This is a genomic window from Pseudoalteromonas sp. GutCa3 (assembly GCF_002836155.1).
GTDB classification, from domain to species: Bacteria; Pseudomonadota; Gammaproteobacteria; order Enterobacterales; family Alteromonadaceae; genus Pseudoalteromonas; species Pseudoalteromonas arctica.
Window position 1 is genome coordinate 13,587 of record NZ_PJBK01000070.1, and the last position, 15,019, is coordinate 28,605.

A 15,019-nucleotide genomic window follows, 5' to 3' on the forward strand; every position below is an offset into this window, starting at 1 on the left:
GAATAACTTTTTTAATTAACTGGGCTATTTAGTAATAAGTTACTTTTTTAACTTCGCGTGGTTTTACTTCACCTATGTATAAATCGTGCACACGCTTCATATTAAGCTCAAGCTCGGTCACGTAAGTGTCATCTACTGCGTAAGTTTTAATTATTTGTGCACCTTTAATAAGCCCCTGCACTTTACTTTCTAAGTAATCGTCTTGAGCAATTGAACCTTCCACCGTTGTTCCAGCGGTAATTTTTTGCCCATATACTTGCTCAGTAAGCTCGCGGTAAGCCTCAAGCTTAGAAGCTTTAATGGCCATAAGTTGTTTTTGCGACGCGTTAGCGCCTTTTTGCAAGCTAATAGGTGCATACCCTATCGCTTTTAAAACGGGGTAATTATTTGGCTCTACATATTTATATTCAACATGCTTATCAAAAACGCTGCTACAACCACCTAAGGTTAAACACCCAAGTGTAATAAGTAATGAAATTGCTCGCATAGCATCTAGCCCTTGTATAGTAATTAGCAGTACATATGCACGTTTAATGCCATTTATAGCATTACTAATAATTACCAAATAACATTGGTACAGTCCTTGCTCTACCTAGTTAATAGCTAACGTTTAATTGGAGTAAAAGTATGAAGTCGTTTTTATCATTGGCATTTGCAGGATTAAGTGTAACGGCATTATTAACTTTCTCCCCTTTTACTAAAGCGCAGTGGTATGAATCAACAGGCCATGCGAACGTTCAAAATGGTGATACGAGCGCAGCTAAATCTGCCGCTATAAAAGATGCGATTACACAAGCGTTAGTGTTCTCTGGCGCACGGGTTAGCTCGGTGCAAACCTTGGTAGATGGCGTGTTAATGCAAGATCAGCTAAAAATTAGCAGCCACGGCGAAATTCAAAAAATTGAACTGATCAGCGAAAATAAATACGACAATAAATTTGCTGTTACATTACGACTCGATATTTTTTCTCAAACAGAGCAATGTCCACAAAATAGTTTTAATAAGTTTGTGGCCGTTACACAAAGCCAACTTGTTCATCGTGAACATGCCAAAATGGGTCAAATATTTGACGTAAGCAAAGCGATTAGCAAAAATATTTTTACCTCTCTACAAAAATCAAAAATGAGCGCAGTGCCTATTGCTTACTATAATAATGCAATAAGCGTTGATAAATACTTTTCGCAGCAGCACGACTATTCAAACGCTCAATTAGAAGAAATATCTTCGCGCAGTAACGCTCAATATGTTCTGCTTAGCCAAATAACCAGCCTTTCAACTAGCGACAAACTCAATAACGATTATGCATTTTGGCAAGACGAGGCGTATGAGCGCAGTTACAACATTGAGTTTGCACTGTTTGATGGCACTACCTATGAGCAACTTTGGCAAAATAGTTACCATACTCAAGCAATTTGGCCATTTGAAAAAACAACCATAGTTGATGTTAATAGTGATAGATTTTGGCAATCGCCTTATGGGCAAAGCATAACCGATATCAACCAATCAGTAAGTTATGACATTCAAGCAGCTATGGCGTGTTTACCTACTCAAGGTAAAATAATGCATATGGAAAATAGCAAAATCGTTATTAACTTAGGTAAAGCTCATGGGTTAAAAAAAGGCCAAATGCTAAGCATTGCACACCATAACTATTTAACCGACGCGGCAGGTAATGTTATGCCACACACCATCACCACGCTTAATAAAATTCGCGTTGAGCAGCTTTATCAGCAAACTGCAGTAGCTGTCAGTATTGATGACAAACCACTACCTGGCGTGCAAATTAACGATGTTGTAGAAATAATCAGCCAAGATCTTTAGAGTTTTTTACTCAATTTAGCTTTTAAATTAGGGTGAGCCGATAACCACTCGCCCAATTGTTCTACACCAGATAAATGCGGATAATGCTTTCTGCATGCAAACACCACATTACGCTGCTGATTAGGGAATATAGGCAAGTAATCAATCCCTACACGGTCGGTACATGCCAACTTTGGTACAAATGTAATACCGTCATCCATAGCCACTAACGCTAATAATGTTTCTAAACTATTACCTTTATACTGGTTAGATACATCGACTCCTGCAGAAAAACAAAACTTTTGGGCTTGATCTTTAAAGCAATGGCCATCACTTAACATTAATAGGCTGCATCCTTGAAGATCGCTCAGCGCTACTTTTTTATGCTTAGACAGCGCGTTATCGTGTGATACCGCCACTAAAAAATCTTCTTTGTATAAAGCAACCGTATGGTAATTAATAAGCTCTGGCACATCGGCTAAAATAGCAAAGTCGAGTTCACCCTTGTTTAAAGCTTCTAAAATTGTTGCTGTTTGCATCTCAATAAACGAAAACTGGCTACCAATAAATGCCGCTTTCATCGATGTTAGTAACGCAGGCAACAAGTAAGGCGCAATGGTAGGAATAATACCAATAGTTAATTTACCTTGTAGAGGCTCGTTAGAAGTAGCAGCAAGTTCTTTGAGTATTTGCGTTTGCTCTAAAATAATCTCTATTTGCGTCAACAAACGTTCACCTTTTGCTGTTAAGGTAACTTGCTTGGTTGAGCGATCAAACAAAGTAACGCCAAGCTCATTTTCGAGTTTTTTTACTTGACCACTTAATGTAGGCTGGCTTACAAAACATGCATCGGCAGCTTTGCGAAAATGTTTATATTGCGCTATTGCTTTTACATATTCAAAATCTTTTAAGTTCATATTCAGCTCTACGTGATAGTTTATAACTATCAGTTTAATACAAACAAACGATTGGAACTATATTTAATTATTCACCATAATGGCTATCAACAAATCAAGAGGAACAAAAATTATGTTAAACAATATCGAAGGTCAAACAATCCCAAGTGTTACATTTGCAACTCGTCAAAATAACGATTGGAAATCAGTAACAACAGATGACATTTTTAAAGGTAAAACTGTTGTAGTGTTTTCACTACCAGGTGCATTCACACCAACATGTTCATCAACTCACTTACCACGTTACAACGAATTAGCAGGCGTACTTAAGCAAAACGGCGTTGACGAAATTGTATGTTTATCAGTAAACGATACCTTTGTAATGAACGCATGGGCTGAACATCAAGAAGCGCAAAACATTACTTTATTACCAGACGGCAACGGCGAATTTACTGACGGCATGGGTATGTTAGTAGACAAGAACGACCTAGGCTTTGGTAAGCGCAGCTGGAGATACTCTATGCTTGTTAAAGATGGCGTGATTGACAAAATGTTCATCGAACCAGATTTACCAGGTGACCCGTTTGAAGTATCTGATGCAGACACAATGCTTGATTACATCAACCCTAAGCAAGCTAAACCAGAACCCGTAAGCATATTTACTAAACCTGGCTGTCCTTTCTGTAAAAAAGCGAAAGAGCTTCTTGCAGAAAAAGGCTTCGCATATGAAGAGATTGTTATGGGTGCAGGCGCATCACTAACAAGTCTAAAAGCTGTATCTGGTCGTGACACTGTTCCACAAATTTTCATTGGTGGTAAACACATCGGTGGTTCAGACGACTTAGAAAAATACTTTGCTTAATTAATAAGTAAATTAAATACCTAACGTTAGTAGGTAAAAAATAGGGGCTTTTATGCCCCTATTTATTAGAGGAAAAAATACTATGAAAGAATTGCAAACCGATGTTGTTGTTATAGGCGCAGGCACTGCTGGTTTAAGTGCTTATCGTAATGCTAAACAGTTCACACAAAATGTATTACTGATCGAATCAGGCCCATACGGCACCACATGTGCACGTGTTGGTTGTATGCCAAGTAAGTTATTGATTGCAGCCGCAGAAGCTGCACACGCAATTGAAATGGCTCCTGCATTTGGTGTTCATAGCTCAAAGCCAGTTATTGATGGCAAAGCAGTTATGGCACGCGTTAAAAGTGAACGAGATCGTTTTGCAGGATTCGTAGTAGAAGCCGTAGATGAGCTACCTGATGTTGATAAAATTCGTGGTTACGCTAAATTTTTAGACACAAACCGCATACAAATAGACGACCACACAATTATTACAGCAAAACGCTTTGTAATTGCCACCGGTTCACGCCCTTCGTACCCTAGCGTATTTAATAACTTTGGCGACAAACTTATTATAAACGACGACGTATTTGATTGGGATGACCTACCAGAATCAGTCGCTGTATTTGGCCCTGGTGTAATAGGTCTTGAAATTGGCCAAGCACTTAGCCGACTAGGCGTAAATGTAAAACTATTTGGTGTAGGCGGCGCAATTGGCCCACTTACAGACCCAGTAGTAAAAGACTATGCAAATACTGTTTTTGCTGAAGAATTTTTTGTAGATACCGACTCAAACGTATCTGACATGATGCAAGTTGGCGACAAAGCACAGCTAACTTACACCGACAAACAAGGTGAAAAACACACCGAACAGTTTGACTACGTACTTGCAGCCACAGGCCGAGTACCTAACGTAGATAAACTAGGCCTTGAAAATACAGGCATTGAACTTGATGAACGCGGCGTACCGCACGCAGACACACATACAATGCAGTGTGGTGAGTCAAATATATTTATAGCAGGCGATGCGAGTAACATGCTCCCATTGTTACACGAAGCATCAGACCAAGGTGCTATTGCAGGTCAAAATGCCGGGCGCTTCCCAGATGTGCGTATAGGTCTGCGCAGAGCTAAAATTGCAGCTGTATTTAGCGACCCACAAATAGCAATGGTAGGCGAAAGCTACAAGCAAATTACCGACCGTTTAGGCCCATGCGGTTGTTTTGAAGTAGGCGAAGTCAGCTTTGAAAACCAAGGCCGTAGCCGAGTAATGCTTAAAAACAAAGGTCATATGCGTGTATATGCGGAGCAAGGCACAGGCTTATTTTTAGGTGCTGAGTTTATTGGCCCACAAGCCGAACACATCGCTCACTTACTAGCATGGGCTGTACAAAACAAAATGACCGTACCAGAAATGCTTGATATGCCATTTTACCACCCAGTAATTGAAGAAGGGTTACGTACCGCCCTTCGCGACTTAAATGCCAAACTTAAATTTGGCCCAGACATTGTAAATTCATGTATGGAATGTGGTCCAGGCGCATAACCTATTTACTACACATACAAACTTACTAAGTAAAAGCCAAAACTAACGTTTTGGCTTTTTTTTATAATTTTTTTAAGCTGACCTCTCAAAAAAAAATTTAGCTGTTACACTTAATTGATAATTCAATTAAAAAGATGGAATAGCTATGCCTAATAATAAATTTAGACTAGTCACTCGCAGCGATTTTGATGGCTTAGTTTGTGCCGTGTTGCTTAAAGACTTAGACCTAATTGACGATATTTTATTTGTTCATCCAAAAGACATGCAAGATGGCAAAATAGACATTACCGAAAACGACATTACGACCAACCTCCCCTACGTTGCAGGTTGTCACATCGCATTCGATCATCACCTTAGCGAAACCGTTCGTAACTCAAGCGACATAAAAAATCATATTATTGATCCAGAAGCCCCATCAGCAGCTCGCGTAGTTTATGACTATTATGGCGGCGCTGAAAAACTTCCAAATATTTCTGTTGAAATGATGGACGCGGTAGATAAAGGCGATGCTGCCCAGTTTTCAAAAGACGAAATATTAAACCCAACCGATTGGGTCTTAATGAACTTTATTATGGATGCGCGAACTGGCCTTGGTCGTTTTCGCGAGTTTAAAATTTCAAATTACCAATTAATGATGAAACTGATTGATGCGTGTAAAGATCAGAGCATCGAAGAAATCCTACAAATGGAAGACGTAGCCGAACGTGTTGCTTTATATAACGAGCATAACGAAAAAGCCAAAGAGCAAATTTCTCAATGCGCTACCGTCCATAAAAACTTAGTGGTCCTTGATTTAACCCAAGAAGAAACAATTTACGCCACAAACCGATTTGTTATTTATGCAATGTACCCCAACTGCAATATTTCGATTCATAAAATGTGGGGCCTTAAAAAACAAAACGTAGTGTATGCCGTTGGCAAATCAATCACTAACCGCAGCTCAAACACGAATGTTGGCGAACTGTGCCTTAAATACGGCGGTGGTGGTCATTTAAATGCAGGTACTTGCCAAGTAGAAACAAGTAAATCTGAAGCCGTGCTTAGTGAGTTAATCGATACGATTACAAGTGATGGCTAATATTAACTTACAATAACCAGAGTCATATAATAGCTCTGGTTATTTTATTTTAGTAGAGTGAGCTTTAATCGTTCTCTTTTTCATATAAATTTCTGTAATAATAAAAGAAATAATGACCTCATGTTAGATACTAAAAACTTCGAAAAAACACTTTATCAAGATACCAAAAAAGCGTTTAAAAACATTATACAAAAATACGGTAACGATCTTTATGTAATGGGCTTTTACCACACAGGTAGCTACTCACTACTTCCAATGTTTAATACCTTATCGGATTTAAAAAAAGTATTTGAAGAAGAGTACGGCAATGATGTAAGTAGTTTCTACATGGCTAAATGGAATCCAGAAGACTACCCCACGCTTGAGGATTATTCCGAATACTTTGATGAAACAACTCTAGAGTGTCAAAAACTAGAAAACAGCATTGATTTGTTTCAATCAGATATAGAAGCAATGGATAATTGGCATCAATGGCTTACAACCATGGAGAAAGTGCTCATACAATTAGATACCGAAGGAATATTTTCAAATGGTATCGAACGCGAAAAAATTACTTTAGCAATACTCGCCTATGATGAAGAAGAAAGTATTCAATTTAAAAGAATCAAACGACTTAACCCACCAACTGTTCTAGCACAAATTCAAACTGACTTTGAAGCCATGATTACAGAGCGTGAAAAATGCGAGCAAGAAGCTTTAAACGCCTTCAATTAAAAAGTGCAACACTACTACATATACGCTATACACAAAGTATAAGGGAGGGAGGTTAAAATATAACTCATTGATTTAATTGGTAGCCCCTGCAAGAATCGAACTTGCAACTGCCCCTTAGGAGTGCATTTTACCAATGTATTCCTATAAACCTCAATGAACAATCAAAAACAAAAATCGAACTTAACCTATTGTTTTATATTAGTTAAAAAACACAAAAACAATACACCATTGTTCTTTCTTGTTCTTTGCGGCACAATGCACCTGCTACATATGTGCTACACAGGAAAGCCGCATGCCAATCAAAGCCAAAATAACATTGTCGAGTATTAAAGGCTTAACGCCAGCAGATAAACGATTAAATGATACAGAAGTCACAGGTTTCCATGCGCGCATTTCTAGTATTGGAGCAATCTCCTACTTCTTGTTTTATAGGCACAAGGGTAAACAAGTAAATTATCACTTAGGTTATGATGGGCAAATTACTCCCGCACAAGCTAGAGACCTAGCCAAAAATAAAATCGCTGAAGTAACCCAAGGGATTAATGTTCACGAAGTAAAAAAGCTAGACCGCATTAAAACTAGAGAATCAAAGCTATCTACCTTGCAAAACTTTTTAGATGAAAAGTACTTTCCTTGGCTTTTATCTCGTAACCCCAAAACAGCAGATAAAACAAAAAAAGCATTCCTGTCAGCATTTAGCAAATTTATGGATTTTCAGTTATCGGCTATTACAGCATGGGAAGTTGAAAAGTGGCGTAATAAACGTTTGGCCGATGGAATCAAACCAGCAACAACAAACCGCCAAATAAATTTAATTAAAGGCTGTTTGAGTCGCGCTGTTGAATGGGAAGTAATTGATAGCCACGATTTACAAAAAGTAAAAGCTCAAACTGTAGATAACGCTAAGGTTCGCTATTTATCAAAAGATGAGGAATCACGTTTACGTGAAAGCCTTGCTAAGTTCGATATTAAACATTTAACGACTATCGTTATACTTGCTATAAATACAGGTATGCGCAAGGGCGAAATTCTATCGCTGAATTGGAATGATATTAACCTAGAAAACAAAGTACTCACTGTTGATTTTCAAAATGCTAAATCAGGCAATACTCGCCACATACCTTTAAATACTCAAGCATTTAATGTTTTGAGTGATTGGCAAAAATTATCGGGGAATATTGGCTATGTGTTTAAAGATAGCAATCAACAACGGATACTAGACTTTAGATATGACTGGGCGGCTTTGTTGGAAGATGCAAACATTACCGGCTTTAGATTTCATGACTTACGCCACCACTTTGCGAGTAAACTTGTAATGGCAAGTGTAGACTTAAATACAGTGCGTGAGCTTTTAGGCCATAGTGACTTAAAAATGACGCTAAGATATGCACACTTAGCGCCTGAACATAAAGCAGCAGCGGTTAATTTGATTGGTTAAACCTGCTTAAGTATTAGTGATAGTTTAGAAATATGTCAGTAAATCGGTATTAAAAACTAGCCCTGTCAAATTATTATCGTTAACTAGTCTTTTGAAATCGTCGGTGCAGTAAAGTGAAAGACCTGATTGCATTTTCGATTTAAAAATAAGCTTCTTACTTATATCCTCATCATCAAAAACAAGTGACTTTAGCCCATCTTCAAAGCCATCTAGGTATGCTCTTTCTGTTAGGCTCAAATCCTCTTGAGCGAATATTAATGGATTGAACAAATATAAGTTATCACCATTAGTCTTTAAATCAATGAACTCACCAAATTCACTTAAAGAGGCATTTAAGCACTCATAAGCAGAATCATTCAGCACTAAAAATGAGCCGTATAAATTAACGTCATAGTTTTGCTTTTTTGCCCTTGGCTCATGCTTACATTCAAAGCCATTAGGAGATAACTCTGATAATGTAGCTTTTCCTTTAGGAACATCATTCATAACGATTTGAATAATATTATCGCTCATAGGCTTATTCGAGTTCTTAACTATCTGTTTTGACATTTCCATTATATCAAGGTTAATCACATCGTAAGCATTTGTTGGCTTTCTTAATTGATATACATTCATATGCCTTTCCACTGCTTATCTATTTTCTCAAATATTTTACTTGGCAACGTACCAGTCCTAATTGCAACTTTTACATTTCGTAGTTTATTCATAAATAAAGCTTTATTTTCATTCATGTCCCCACCTAGGCTACCACCTATCCATGATTCATAATTGTATCTATGTATTTTCCTGTGTGGTGGTGCATCCTTTGTAGCCCAGTCATGGGCTTTATTTTTAACAAAGTTAATAAGCCAAATGCCATTGTGTGGATCGTTAATTCCTATACCTGCCATATGAAGGTTTAACCTTGCTCGTAATATAGCTTGTTGATTGTATCGCCCTTTACCTGAAATAATATGATGTGCTTCATGCTCTTTTGTAGGCTTAGGCTCACCAACTGAAAATAAGTAACGCGCAAGTGTATTTGTTGGATGATGCTGTTCTTCAGCAAGTTCAAACTGCGCAGCTGATGAGTTTAATTCTCGGTATTCTTTTAGTGCTATTTGCGCAATAGATACAGATTCGATACGCTTTTTTTCTGCTTGTAGATGATCATAATCTTTAACTAGTTTTTTTAACTTCTCAGTATCGGGGTTTTGCTTGTTAGCCTCCTCGTGATACTTCTTTGCTTTTAATTCGAAGTTATAAATAGCCATTGCTAGCGGAGATGGATCTGAAGGACGTTCGGGTCTAGGGTACGTTTTTTGTAATTGCATAGTAAAATAGTCCATTATTTCAATGTGGTGAATCTAATATAGCCCTAATCAAAACGCAAGCCATTTATTAACTAGCGTATTATCGTTATATAAAATTACTTTAACGTGAGGTTCGAAAATAATTAAGCTTTATATACTTAGATCTAGTAATGTTATAAATATGAAAACCTCACTTTTCTAAAGTAAAATCTAACAACATATAATAATTACTTTAACCACTACCACTTTTATATCGTTTCAACTTAGGTTAAATGAAAATTAAATGCACAACTAACACCATAAATACTTTTAGATTAATGATCCCTAATTAATTTTCTGATAGTTTAAATTTTATTTAGCTTACCCATAAATGAGTAGAAATAATTAATGATTGAAAAAGAGTATTACCGATTAGATGAACTTGAAAAACGGTTCGATTTATCTTTTAGTGATGTGCTTTATTTAGTTGAAAACTCAAAGCTCGATTTAGCTTTTAGACTCACCGATAATAAATTCATTATCGGTGGCTGGGCGAAGGGTAACGGCTTTATTGGATATGCCTCTGTCAAATATAGTGGCTTTGCAAGTATCACTCAAAAGGATCAGCTAACACTCCTCTCAAAGCATAAAACTAACTGTAAATACTTCTGGTTACTGAATAAAGATAAGATAGTTAGCGCAAATTATGACTATCCTTTTGAATCAAAAACACCTAATGCCTTTTTACATACATGGCAACCAAAGCAGCCCAGCAATATTAGTTGGGACAGAATTCCTGCAAAGCTGTTTCCAAAAGAGCAAGAACACATAGCGCATACCCTCAAAAATGCTATGAGTAGCATTAAAACACTCAGTAATAAGCAATCTAAACCAAGCGAATATGAAAAAGAGTTTGATGCCAAAATACCTAAGGTACAGTTTTACTCAGTAGGGATTAATTTTGAATTAGCCGATACTTGTATTTTACATTCTGAACTAGTTAAAGCGGGTATTGCTGAATCGCAAATGAAATCACCGATAGAAATAACACCATCACTTACCCCGCTTGTAGTATCTAATCAAACTCCTAAAACACGTTCTGATGATTTTTACGATTTATTAATTAGGCTTGTTGGTGCAGAACCAGAACTCACAGCAAAAGGCTATTGGCGTAACCTTGAGCGCGAATTAGATGACCTTCAAGAGTACAGAGTATTTGATAAACATAATTTGCTTATTGAAATATCAGGCACTCATATAAATTGGAAAGATAGAAGTGGTAAACCAAAAAAGCCAATGAGCTTTAGTTCTTTCTCAAATAGGCTAACTAAAGTTAGAAAAGAACTTTTTCCTAACAACAACATTTAAAATTCCCGTATAAGCTCATTCAATTCCTGAATTAGCTCATTTAAAAAAATCTGCATTGTAAAACACCTCCTGAAACGTTAATAACTCAGGAGGCACTTATGCCAACCACCACAAACAAACGCGCATTATCAGAAATAGAAACAGCCGAGTATATCGGTATGAGTCGCTCTTTTTTACGTCAATCACGTATGGAAGGCAACCGCACTAATAGAACCCCTGCCCCGCCATTTATTAAAATTGGCCGCACTGTTCGTTATTTAAAAGATGATTTAGATAACTGGTTAAATAACTTTTGTCGCTTAGAGCATTTGGGTCAAAACCCTAACGGGGGTGATCATGCCTAAGTTAACTAAAGAGCAAACTCGACTACTAATTTGGTTATCGTTAGAAAATACCTATTTCGAAATTTGCCGTGAAATTGGTTATTCATATCGCCAAAAGAATGGGCTACATACCTATGTTAATAAGCATGGCCAGCCATTTAAATTTGATACGCGTACACTTGATAAACTCGTTGATGAAGAGCTTGTAACAAGTGAAATAATTTATCATTTTGGCGTTAAATATGAACATTACTTTTTGACTAAAAAAGGGCGTGGTTTTTTATTTGCTTACGCTAACCCCAAATAACCAATGGGTACTTTTAGAGAAACATTAATTGCAAAAGCGATTAATGAACAAGACGATATTTTAACGCCGTATTTAGCACTCGTTGATAGGTACGATGCGGCGTTTTTAACTAAAAAATTAGCGCCATTTTCCAATAAAATTAAAAGTACAATTTTAACTGATGCTTTTAATAAACCTAACAACTTCGAGCGCAACCGTCATATTTTAGATACCACGAATAAGCTTTATAAACTCTTACCTAAAAAACTCGCTCACCTCTTTTTTTGCTTTGATGATGACATTAATAACATAGCGAAAGAGTGTGCAAACTATTGCCGCCAGATTGCCATTAACCCCGAAAAAGTTAACTTTCTTTACTATCAAGCTAAACACAAACAGCGAAATGATAGCGAACTAAAGCGAATCGTTTCGCATGAGTTTCGTAGTAGTGAAATTACTGATAGCGAAACTAATAGTGAAAAATCCGCTGTGTTTCGCTCTGCTAATACCGAAATTAGTGGCGAATTCGCTGATGCCAAGCAAAAAGCCCTTTTTGATTTTTTATCAAACTACGCAATTAAGTTTGGTGTTTCGCCTATAGAGCCTAAAAACAATATTAAAATATCAGGTTGTATAAAACGCTATATTGATAATCGTTGGTGGTTACGAAAGTTTCGTAAACTCATTACTCAAGCAAACGAAAAAGCAGCCCTGCATTTAAATTTCGTGAACAGAAAAAGGGAAATCTATGCAAGTAATATAACAACTCAAAATCGCATTACTCAGCGCCAACGAAATGATGAGTTACTTAGCTCAACTTACATACTTAACGAGCAAGGGCAACGCTACTCGTTAAAAGAAATATCCGACCTAAATGTATCAAACCCTAAGATACGAAAGGATGAATTACTATGTCGTGCAAGAGGCTTTGAAGACCTAGCGAAAGAGCTAGGCCATGAAGCACTTTTTATTACAGTTACGTGCCCTTCTAAATACCATCGTGCCTTTTCAAAGTCGGGAGCTGCAAACCCTAAGTGGGAAGGTTTTATGCCTGATGAAGCCAATAGCTATTTAAACCACCAATGGCAAAAAGCCCGTGCAGAGTTTAAACGTCAAAATATTGCGCCTTATGGTTTTCGTGTAGCAGAACCACAACATGACGGCACACCGCATTGGCATATGCTGTTTTTTATTGAGAGCGAAAAGCTTGACGCATTAAAGGCAATTATTCGCCATTACGCGTTAGAAGTTGATGGTGACGAAAAAGGCGCAGCGGAAAACCGCTGTGACTTTAAACAAATTGACCCAAACAAAGGCTCTGCAACTGGCTATATTTTAAAATACATAGCGAAAAATATAGATGGTGAAGGTGTAGGTGAAGATAAATTCGGTAACGATTCGCTACTTGTAGCACAACGTATTGATGCGTGGGCATCGTGTTGGTGTATTCGCCAGTTCCAACAAATTGGCGGCGCTAGCGTTTCTGTATGGCGCGAATTAAGACGTTTGCGCTCTATGTTTAAGGATAAAAAATACAGCCTATTAGAACAAGCTCGCTTTGCTGCTGATAATAGCGATTGGAAAGGCTACATACTCGCTATGGGCGGTTTACACATAAAGCTAAAAGATAGACCTATCAAATTACATTACGATTTAAACATTGTTGAGGAAACGGGCGAGTGCTTACAAAGCTATTACGATGGTGAACTCATTCTCAAAGTAAAAGGCTTATGGTTCGCTGGTAAAGCTATAATCACAAGGCACTATTCATGGAAGGTCGAAAAAGCATAACCTAAAGCTATAATGTATTAGCTAAAGCTCCCTATTATCTAAAAAGAGCTAAAGCTATCACTTTTATAGAAAATTGCAGTTAAATACAATCTTTCAAATAGCTAAAGCTACCTATTGAGCTTTAGATCACATCAAATACCATCTCAAAGCCCAAAATAACCTTTAGTTCACTATTTGCCAGATTGGCAAAAAAGATCTTAACTTGGAGTTCTGTAAATAACTGTACTTTCTTATGAATTACTTCTAAATCAAGTAAATTACTATAATTTTAAAAGGAAAAGCTTTATTGTTCTTATGTAGTTGTTAGTTACAGTTAAGTACTGTATGTACAACCAGTTTAATTTAAATTAAAATCATCACACTAATAAAAAGGATTAAAAAATGGCTGTGATTCAAAGATTCGTAATCCATGAACTTTTCAAAGATAAAAAACCAGATATTGCCACTGATTTACTGGATTTAGATAACTCTATCATTCTTGATTTAGCAACACAGCTTATAAAAATAAAAGAAAACCGTACAGCGGTGCTATGGGGACAGTTTAAGGAAAATAGAGATTTTCCAAAAGGTTTGATAGATTTAAATAATGAAGTAGATGAAAGCAAAAGAAGTAACTTATTCCTTAGTCTCACAAACGCTACAATGCAGTCATTACACAAAGAGATTAACCATACAAATAGTAAAGGTGGCTATATTTGCTTCATTGAATATGGGTCATATAATGATACTAGATTTATGGCTGCTATGATAAAAAATACAGCAGGTATAAAGTTAACAAACTTAAAACCGACTAAAGAAATTCATGTAGATCTAAGCAAACTACATCAAGCTGTTGATGTGAATACAAGTGGCTACTTAAAGTCATTAAATGGCAATTACGAAAAAAATTACCTTAGCTTTATAGGTAAAGGCAAAGATACAGACTATTTTGCTAATGCATTTGGGTGTATTGATAGAATCACACCAGCCAGAGCTGTAAACAAAGCTCCTATTGTTTTACGAGATTTTTTAACTCAGTTTAAAGTAGACAACTCCTCATTAAAGAATGCTAGAGCCCAACTCGTCAAATATTTATCTGATAATATTGATAAAGAAGTTCACCTTTCAAAAATTGAAGAAATAGCTGTTTCATACCTCCCAGATACGTGTTCACAAGAAGAAAAAGAAAGTTTCTTGGCGTTTAGTAAACAAGAGAAATATGAAATGCCTGCTACATTTCAGGCTAGAAAGGATAATGTTAATAAGCTTGCAAACATATACTACTCAACTGAAGTTTTTAATTTTAATTTTAATCAAGACAAAATAGGCCTGGTTGGATCTTCCTCGGATTCAAATAAACCAATTCTTTTTAATAAAGAAACTAATGATGTAATTATCAAAGGTGAAATGATTACCCTTGAGGTCAAAGAGGCTATATATCAAGCAACCTTATTAAATAACAACAAAATAGATGTAAATGAACGCTCTTAAACTATTTGAATCCACAGTCGAATTATATTTAACTGAGCCTGATTCATTTGCATGTTTAAATGGAACGTTATCTTTAGTTGACTCTAAAGAATTAATTCTGTCTGAGAAACAAGCTAACTTACTTATAGTCATTATTGACCACAGTACTGAATTTAGAAACTTTGACTTACAAATAGATTTTGTTGAAGCAA

16 protein-coding genes are annotated in these 15,019 nt (G+C 36.6%); 12 read left to right on the forward strand and 4 right to left on the reverse strand.

Annotation, left to right across the window (positions count from 1 at the left end; translation table 11 throughout):
- Nucleotides 1-28: 28 nt before the first annotated feature.
- On the reverse strand, nt 29-487 hold the full coding sequence (locus tag CXF64_RS12045; RefSeq protein ID WP_008168853.1) for an LPP20 family lipoprotein: 459 nt from the start codon (nt 485-487) through the stop codon (nt 29-31).
- Nucleotides 488-627: 140 nt separating this feature from the next.
- Here CXF64_RS12045 and CXF64_RS12050 point away from each other — a divergent pair, with 140 nt between their 5' ends.
- Complete coding sequence (locus CXF64_RS12050) at nt 628-1,821, forward strand: flagellar assembly protein FlgT (protein WP_101217123.1); 1,194 nt, start codon at nt 628-630, stop codon at nt 1,819-1,821.
- Here CXF64_RS12050 and CXF64_RS12055 read toward each other — a convergent pair.
- The gene (locus tag CXF64_RS12055) at nt 1,818-2,717 is read right to left on the reverse strand and encodes a LysR substrate-binding domain-containing protein (RefSeq protein ID WP_101217124.1); all 900 of its coding nucleotides are present in this window, start codon (nt 2,715-2,717) and stop codon (nt 1,818-1,820) included. The genes CXF64_RS12050 and CXF64_RS12055 overlap by 4 nt on opposite strands.
- 112 nt (nt 2,718-2,829) lie before the next feature.
- Between CXF64_RS12055 and CXF64_RS12060 the strand changes: the two genes are divergently transcribed.
- The 5 genes from CXF64_RS12060 (at nt 2,830) to CXF64_RS12080 (ending at nt 8,319) form a co-directional block, all read left to right on the forward strand.
- Entirely contained in the window at nt 2,830-3,558 is a 729-nt protein-coding gene (locus tag CXF64_RS12060; protein WP_010553231.1) for a glutathione peroxidase, read from the forward strand.
- Between the two features lie 82 nt (nt 3,559-3,640).
- On the forward strand, nt 3,641-5,089 hold the full coding sequence (locus tag CXF64_RS12065; RefSeq protein WP_101217125.1) for a dihydrolipoyl dehydrogenase: 1,449 nt from the start codon (nt 3,641-3,643) through the stop codon (nt 5,087-5,089).
- A gap of 145 nt (nt 5,090-5,234) precedes the next feature.
- Entirely contained in the window at nt 5,235-6,167 is a 933-nt protein-coding gene (locus tag CXF64_RS12070; protein ID WP_101217126.1) for an exopolyphosphatase, read from the forward strand.
- A gap of 120 nt (nt 6,168-6,287) precedes the next feature.
- Nucleotides 6,288-6,881 carry a DUF4303 domain-containing protein gene (locus CXF64_RS12075; RefSeq protein ID WP_101217127.1) on the forward strand — a complete coding sequence of 198 codons (594 nt, stop codon included), beginning with the start codon at nt 6,288-6,290 and terminating at the stop codon, nt 6,879-6,881.
- Nucleotides 6,882-7,173: 292 nt separating this feature from the next.
- Entirely contained in the window at nt 7,174-8,319 is a 1,146-nt protein-coding gene (locus CXF64_RS12080; protein ID WP_101217128.1) for a site-specific integrase, read from the forward strand.
- Between the two features lie 24 nt (nt 8,320-8,343).
- On the opposite strand, the gene CXF64_RS12085 is transcribed toward CXF64_RS12080, so the two are convergent.
- Together CXF64_RS12085 and CXF64_RS12090 are read right to left on the reverse strand one after the other, a co-directional pair.
- Nucleotides 8,344-8,934 (reverse strand): hypothetical protein, encoded by a 591-nt coding sequence (locus tag CXF64_RS12085; protein ID WP_101217129.1) that lies wholly within the window; start codon nt 8,932-8,934, stop codon nt 8,344-8,346.
- Nucleotides 8,931-9,632, reverse strand: coding sequence for an AHH domain-containing protein (locus CXF64_RS12090; protein ID WP_101217134.1), 702 nt, complete (start codon nt 9,630-9,632; stop codon nt 8,931-8,933). Before CXF64_RS12090 ends, CXF64_RS12085 begins: the two co-directional genes overlap by 4 nt.
- Before the next feature lie 366 nt (nt 9,633-9,998).
- Between CXF64_RS12090 and CXF64_RS12095 the strand changes: the two genes are divergently transcribed.
- The 6 genes from CXF64_RS12095 to CXF64_RS12120 all read left to right on the forward strand — a co-directional run.
- Nucleotides 9,999-10,958, forward strand: a complete 960-nt coding sequence (locus CXF64_RS12095; protein WP_101217130.1) for a hypothetical protein — start codon at nt 9,999-10,001, stop codon at nt 10,956-10,958.
- A gap of 98 nt (nt 10,959-11,056) precedes the next feature.
- The gene (locus tag CXF64_RS12100; protein WP_008170945.1) at nt 11,057-11,302 is read left to right on the forward strand and encodes a helix-turn-helix transcriptional regulator; all 246 of its coding nucleotides are present in this window, start codon (nt 11,057-11,059) and stop codon (nt 11,300-11,302) included.
- On the forward strand, nt 11,295-11,588 hold the full coding sequence (locus CXF64_RS12105; RefSeq protein WP_101217131.1) for a hypothetical protein: 294 nt from the start codon (nt 11,295-11,297) through the stop codon (nt 11,586-11,588). Before CXF64_RS12100 ends, CXF64_RS12105 begins: the two co-directional genes overlap by 8 nt.
- 3 nt (nt 11,589-11,591) lie before the next feature.
- On the forward strand, nt 11,592-13,358 hold the full coding sequence (locus CXF64_RS12110) for a replication endonuclease (RefSeq protein ID WP_101217132.1): 1,767 nt from the start codon (nt 11,592-11,594) through the stop codon (nt 13,356-13,358).
- 381 nt (nt 13,359-13,739) lie between these two features.
- On the forward strand, nt 13,740-14,828 hold the full coding sequence (locus tag CXF64_RS12115) for a nucleoid-associated protein (RefSeq protein ID WP_101217133.1): 1,089 nt from the start codon (nt 13,740-13,742) through the stop codon (nt 14,826-14,828).
- Nucleotides 14,815-15,019: hypothetical protein (locus tag CXF64_RS12120; RefSeq protein ID WP_157823668.1), on the forward strand; the 205-nt coding region annotated here is incomplete at its 3' end. The genes CXF64_RS12115 and CXF64_RS12120, both read left to right, overlap by 14 nt.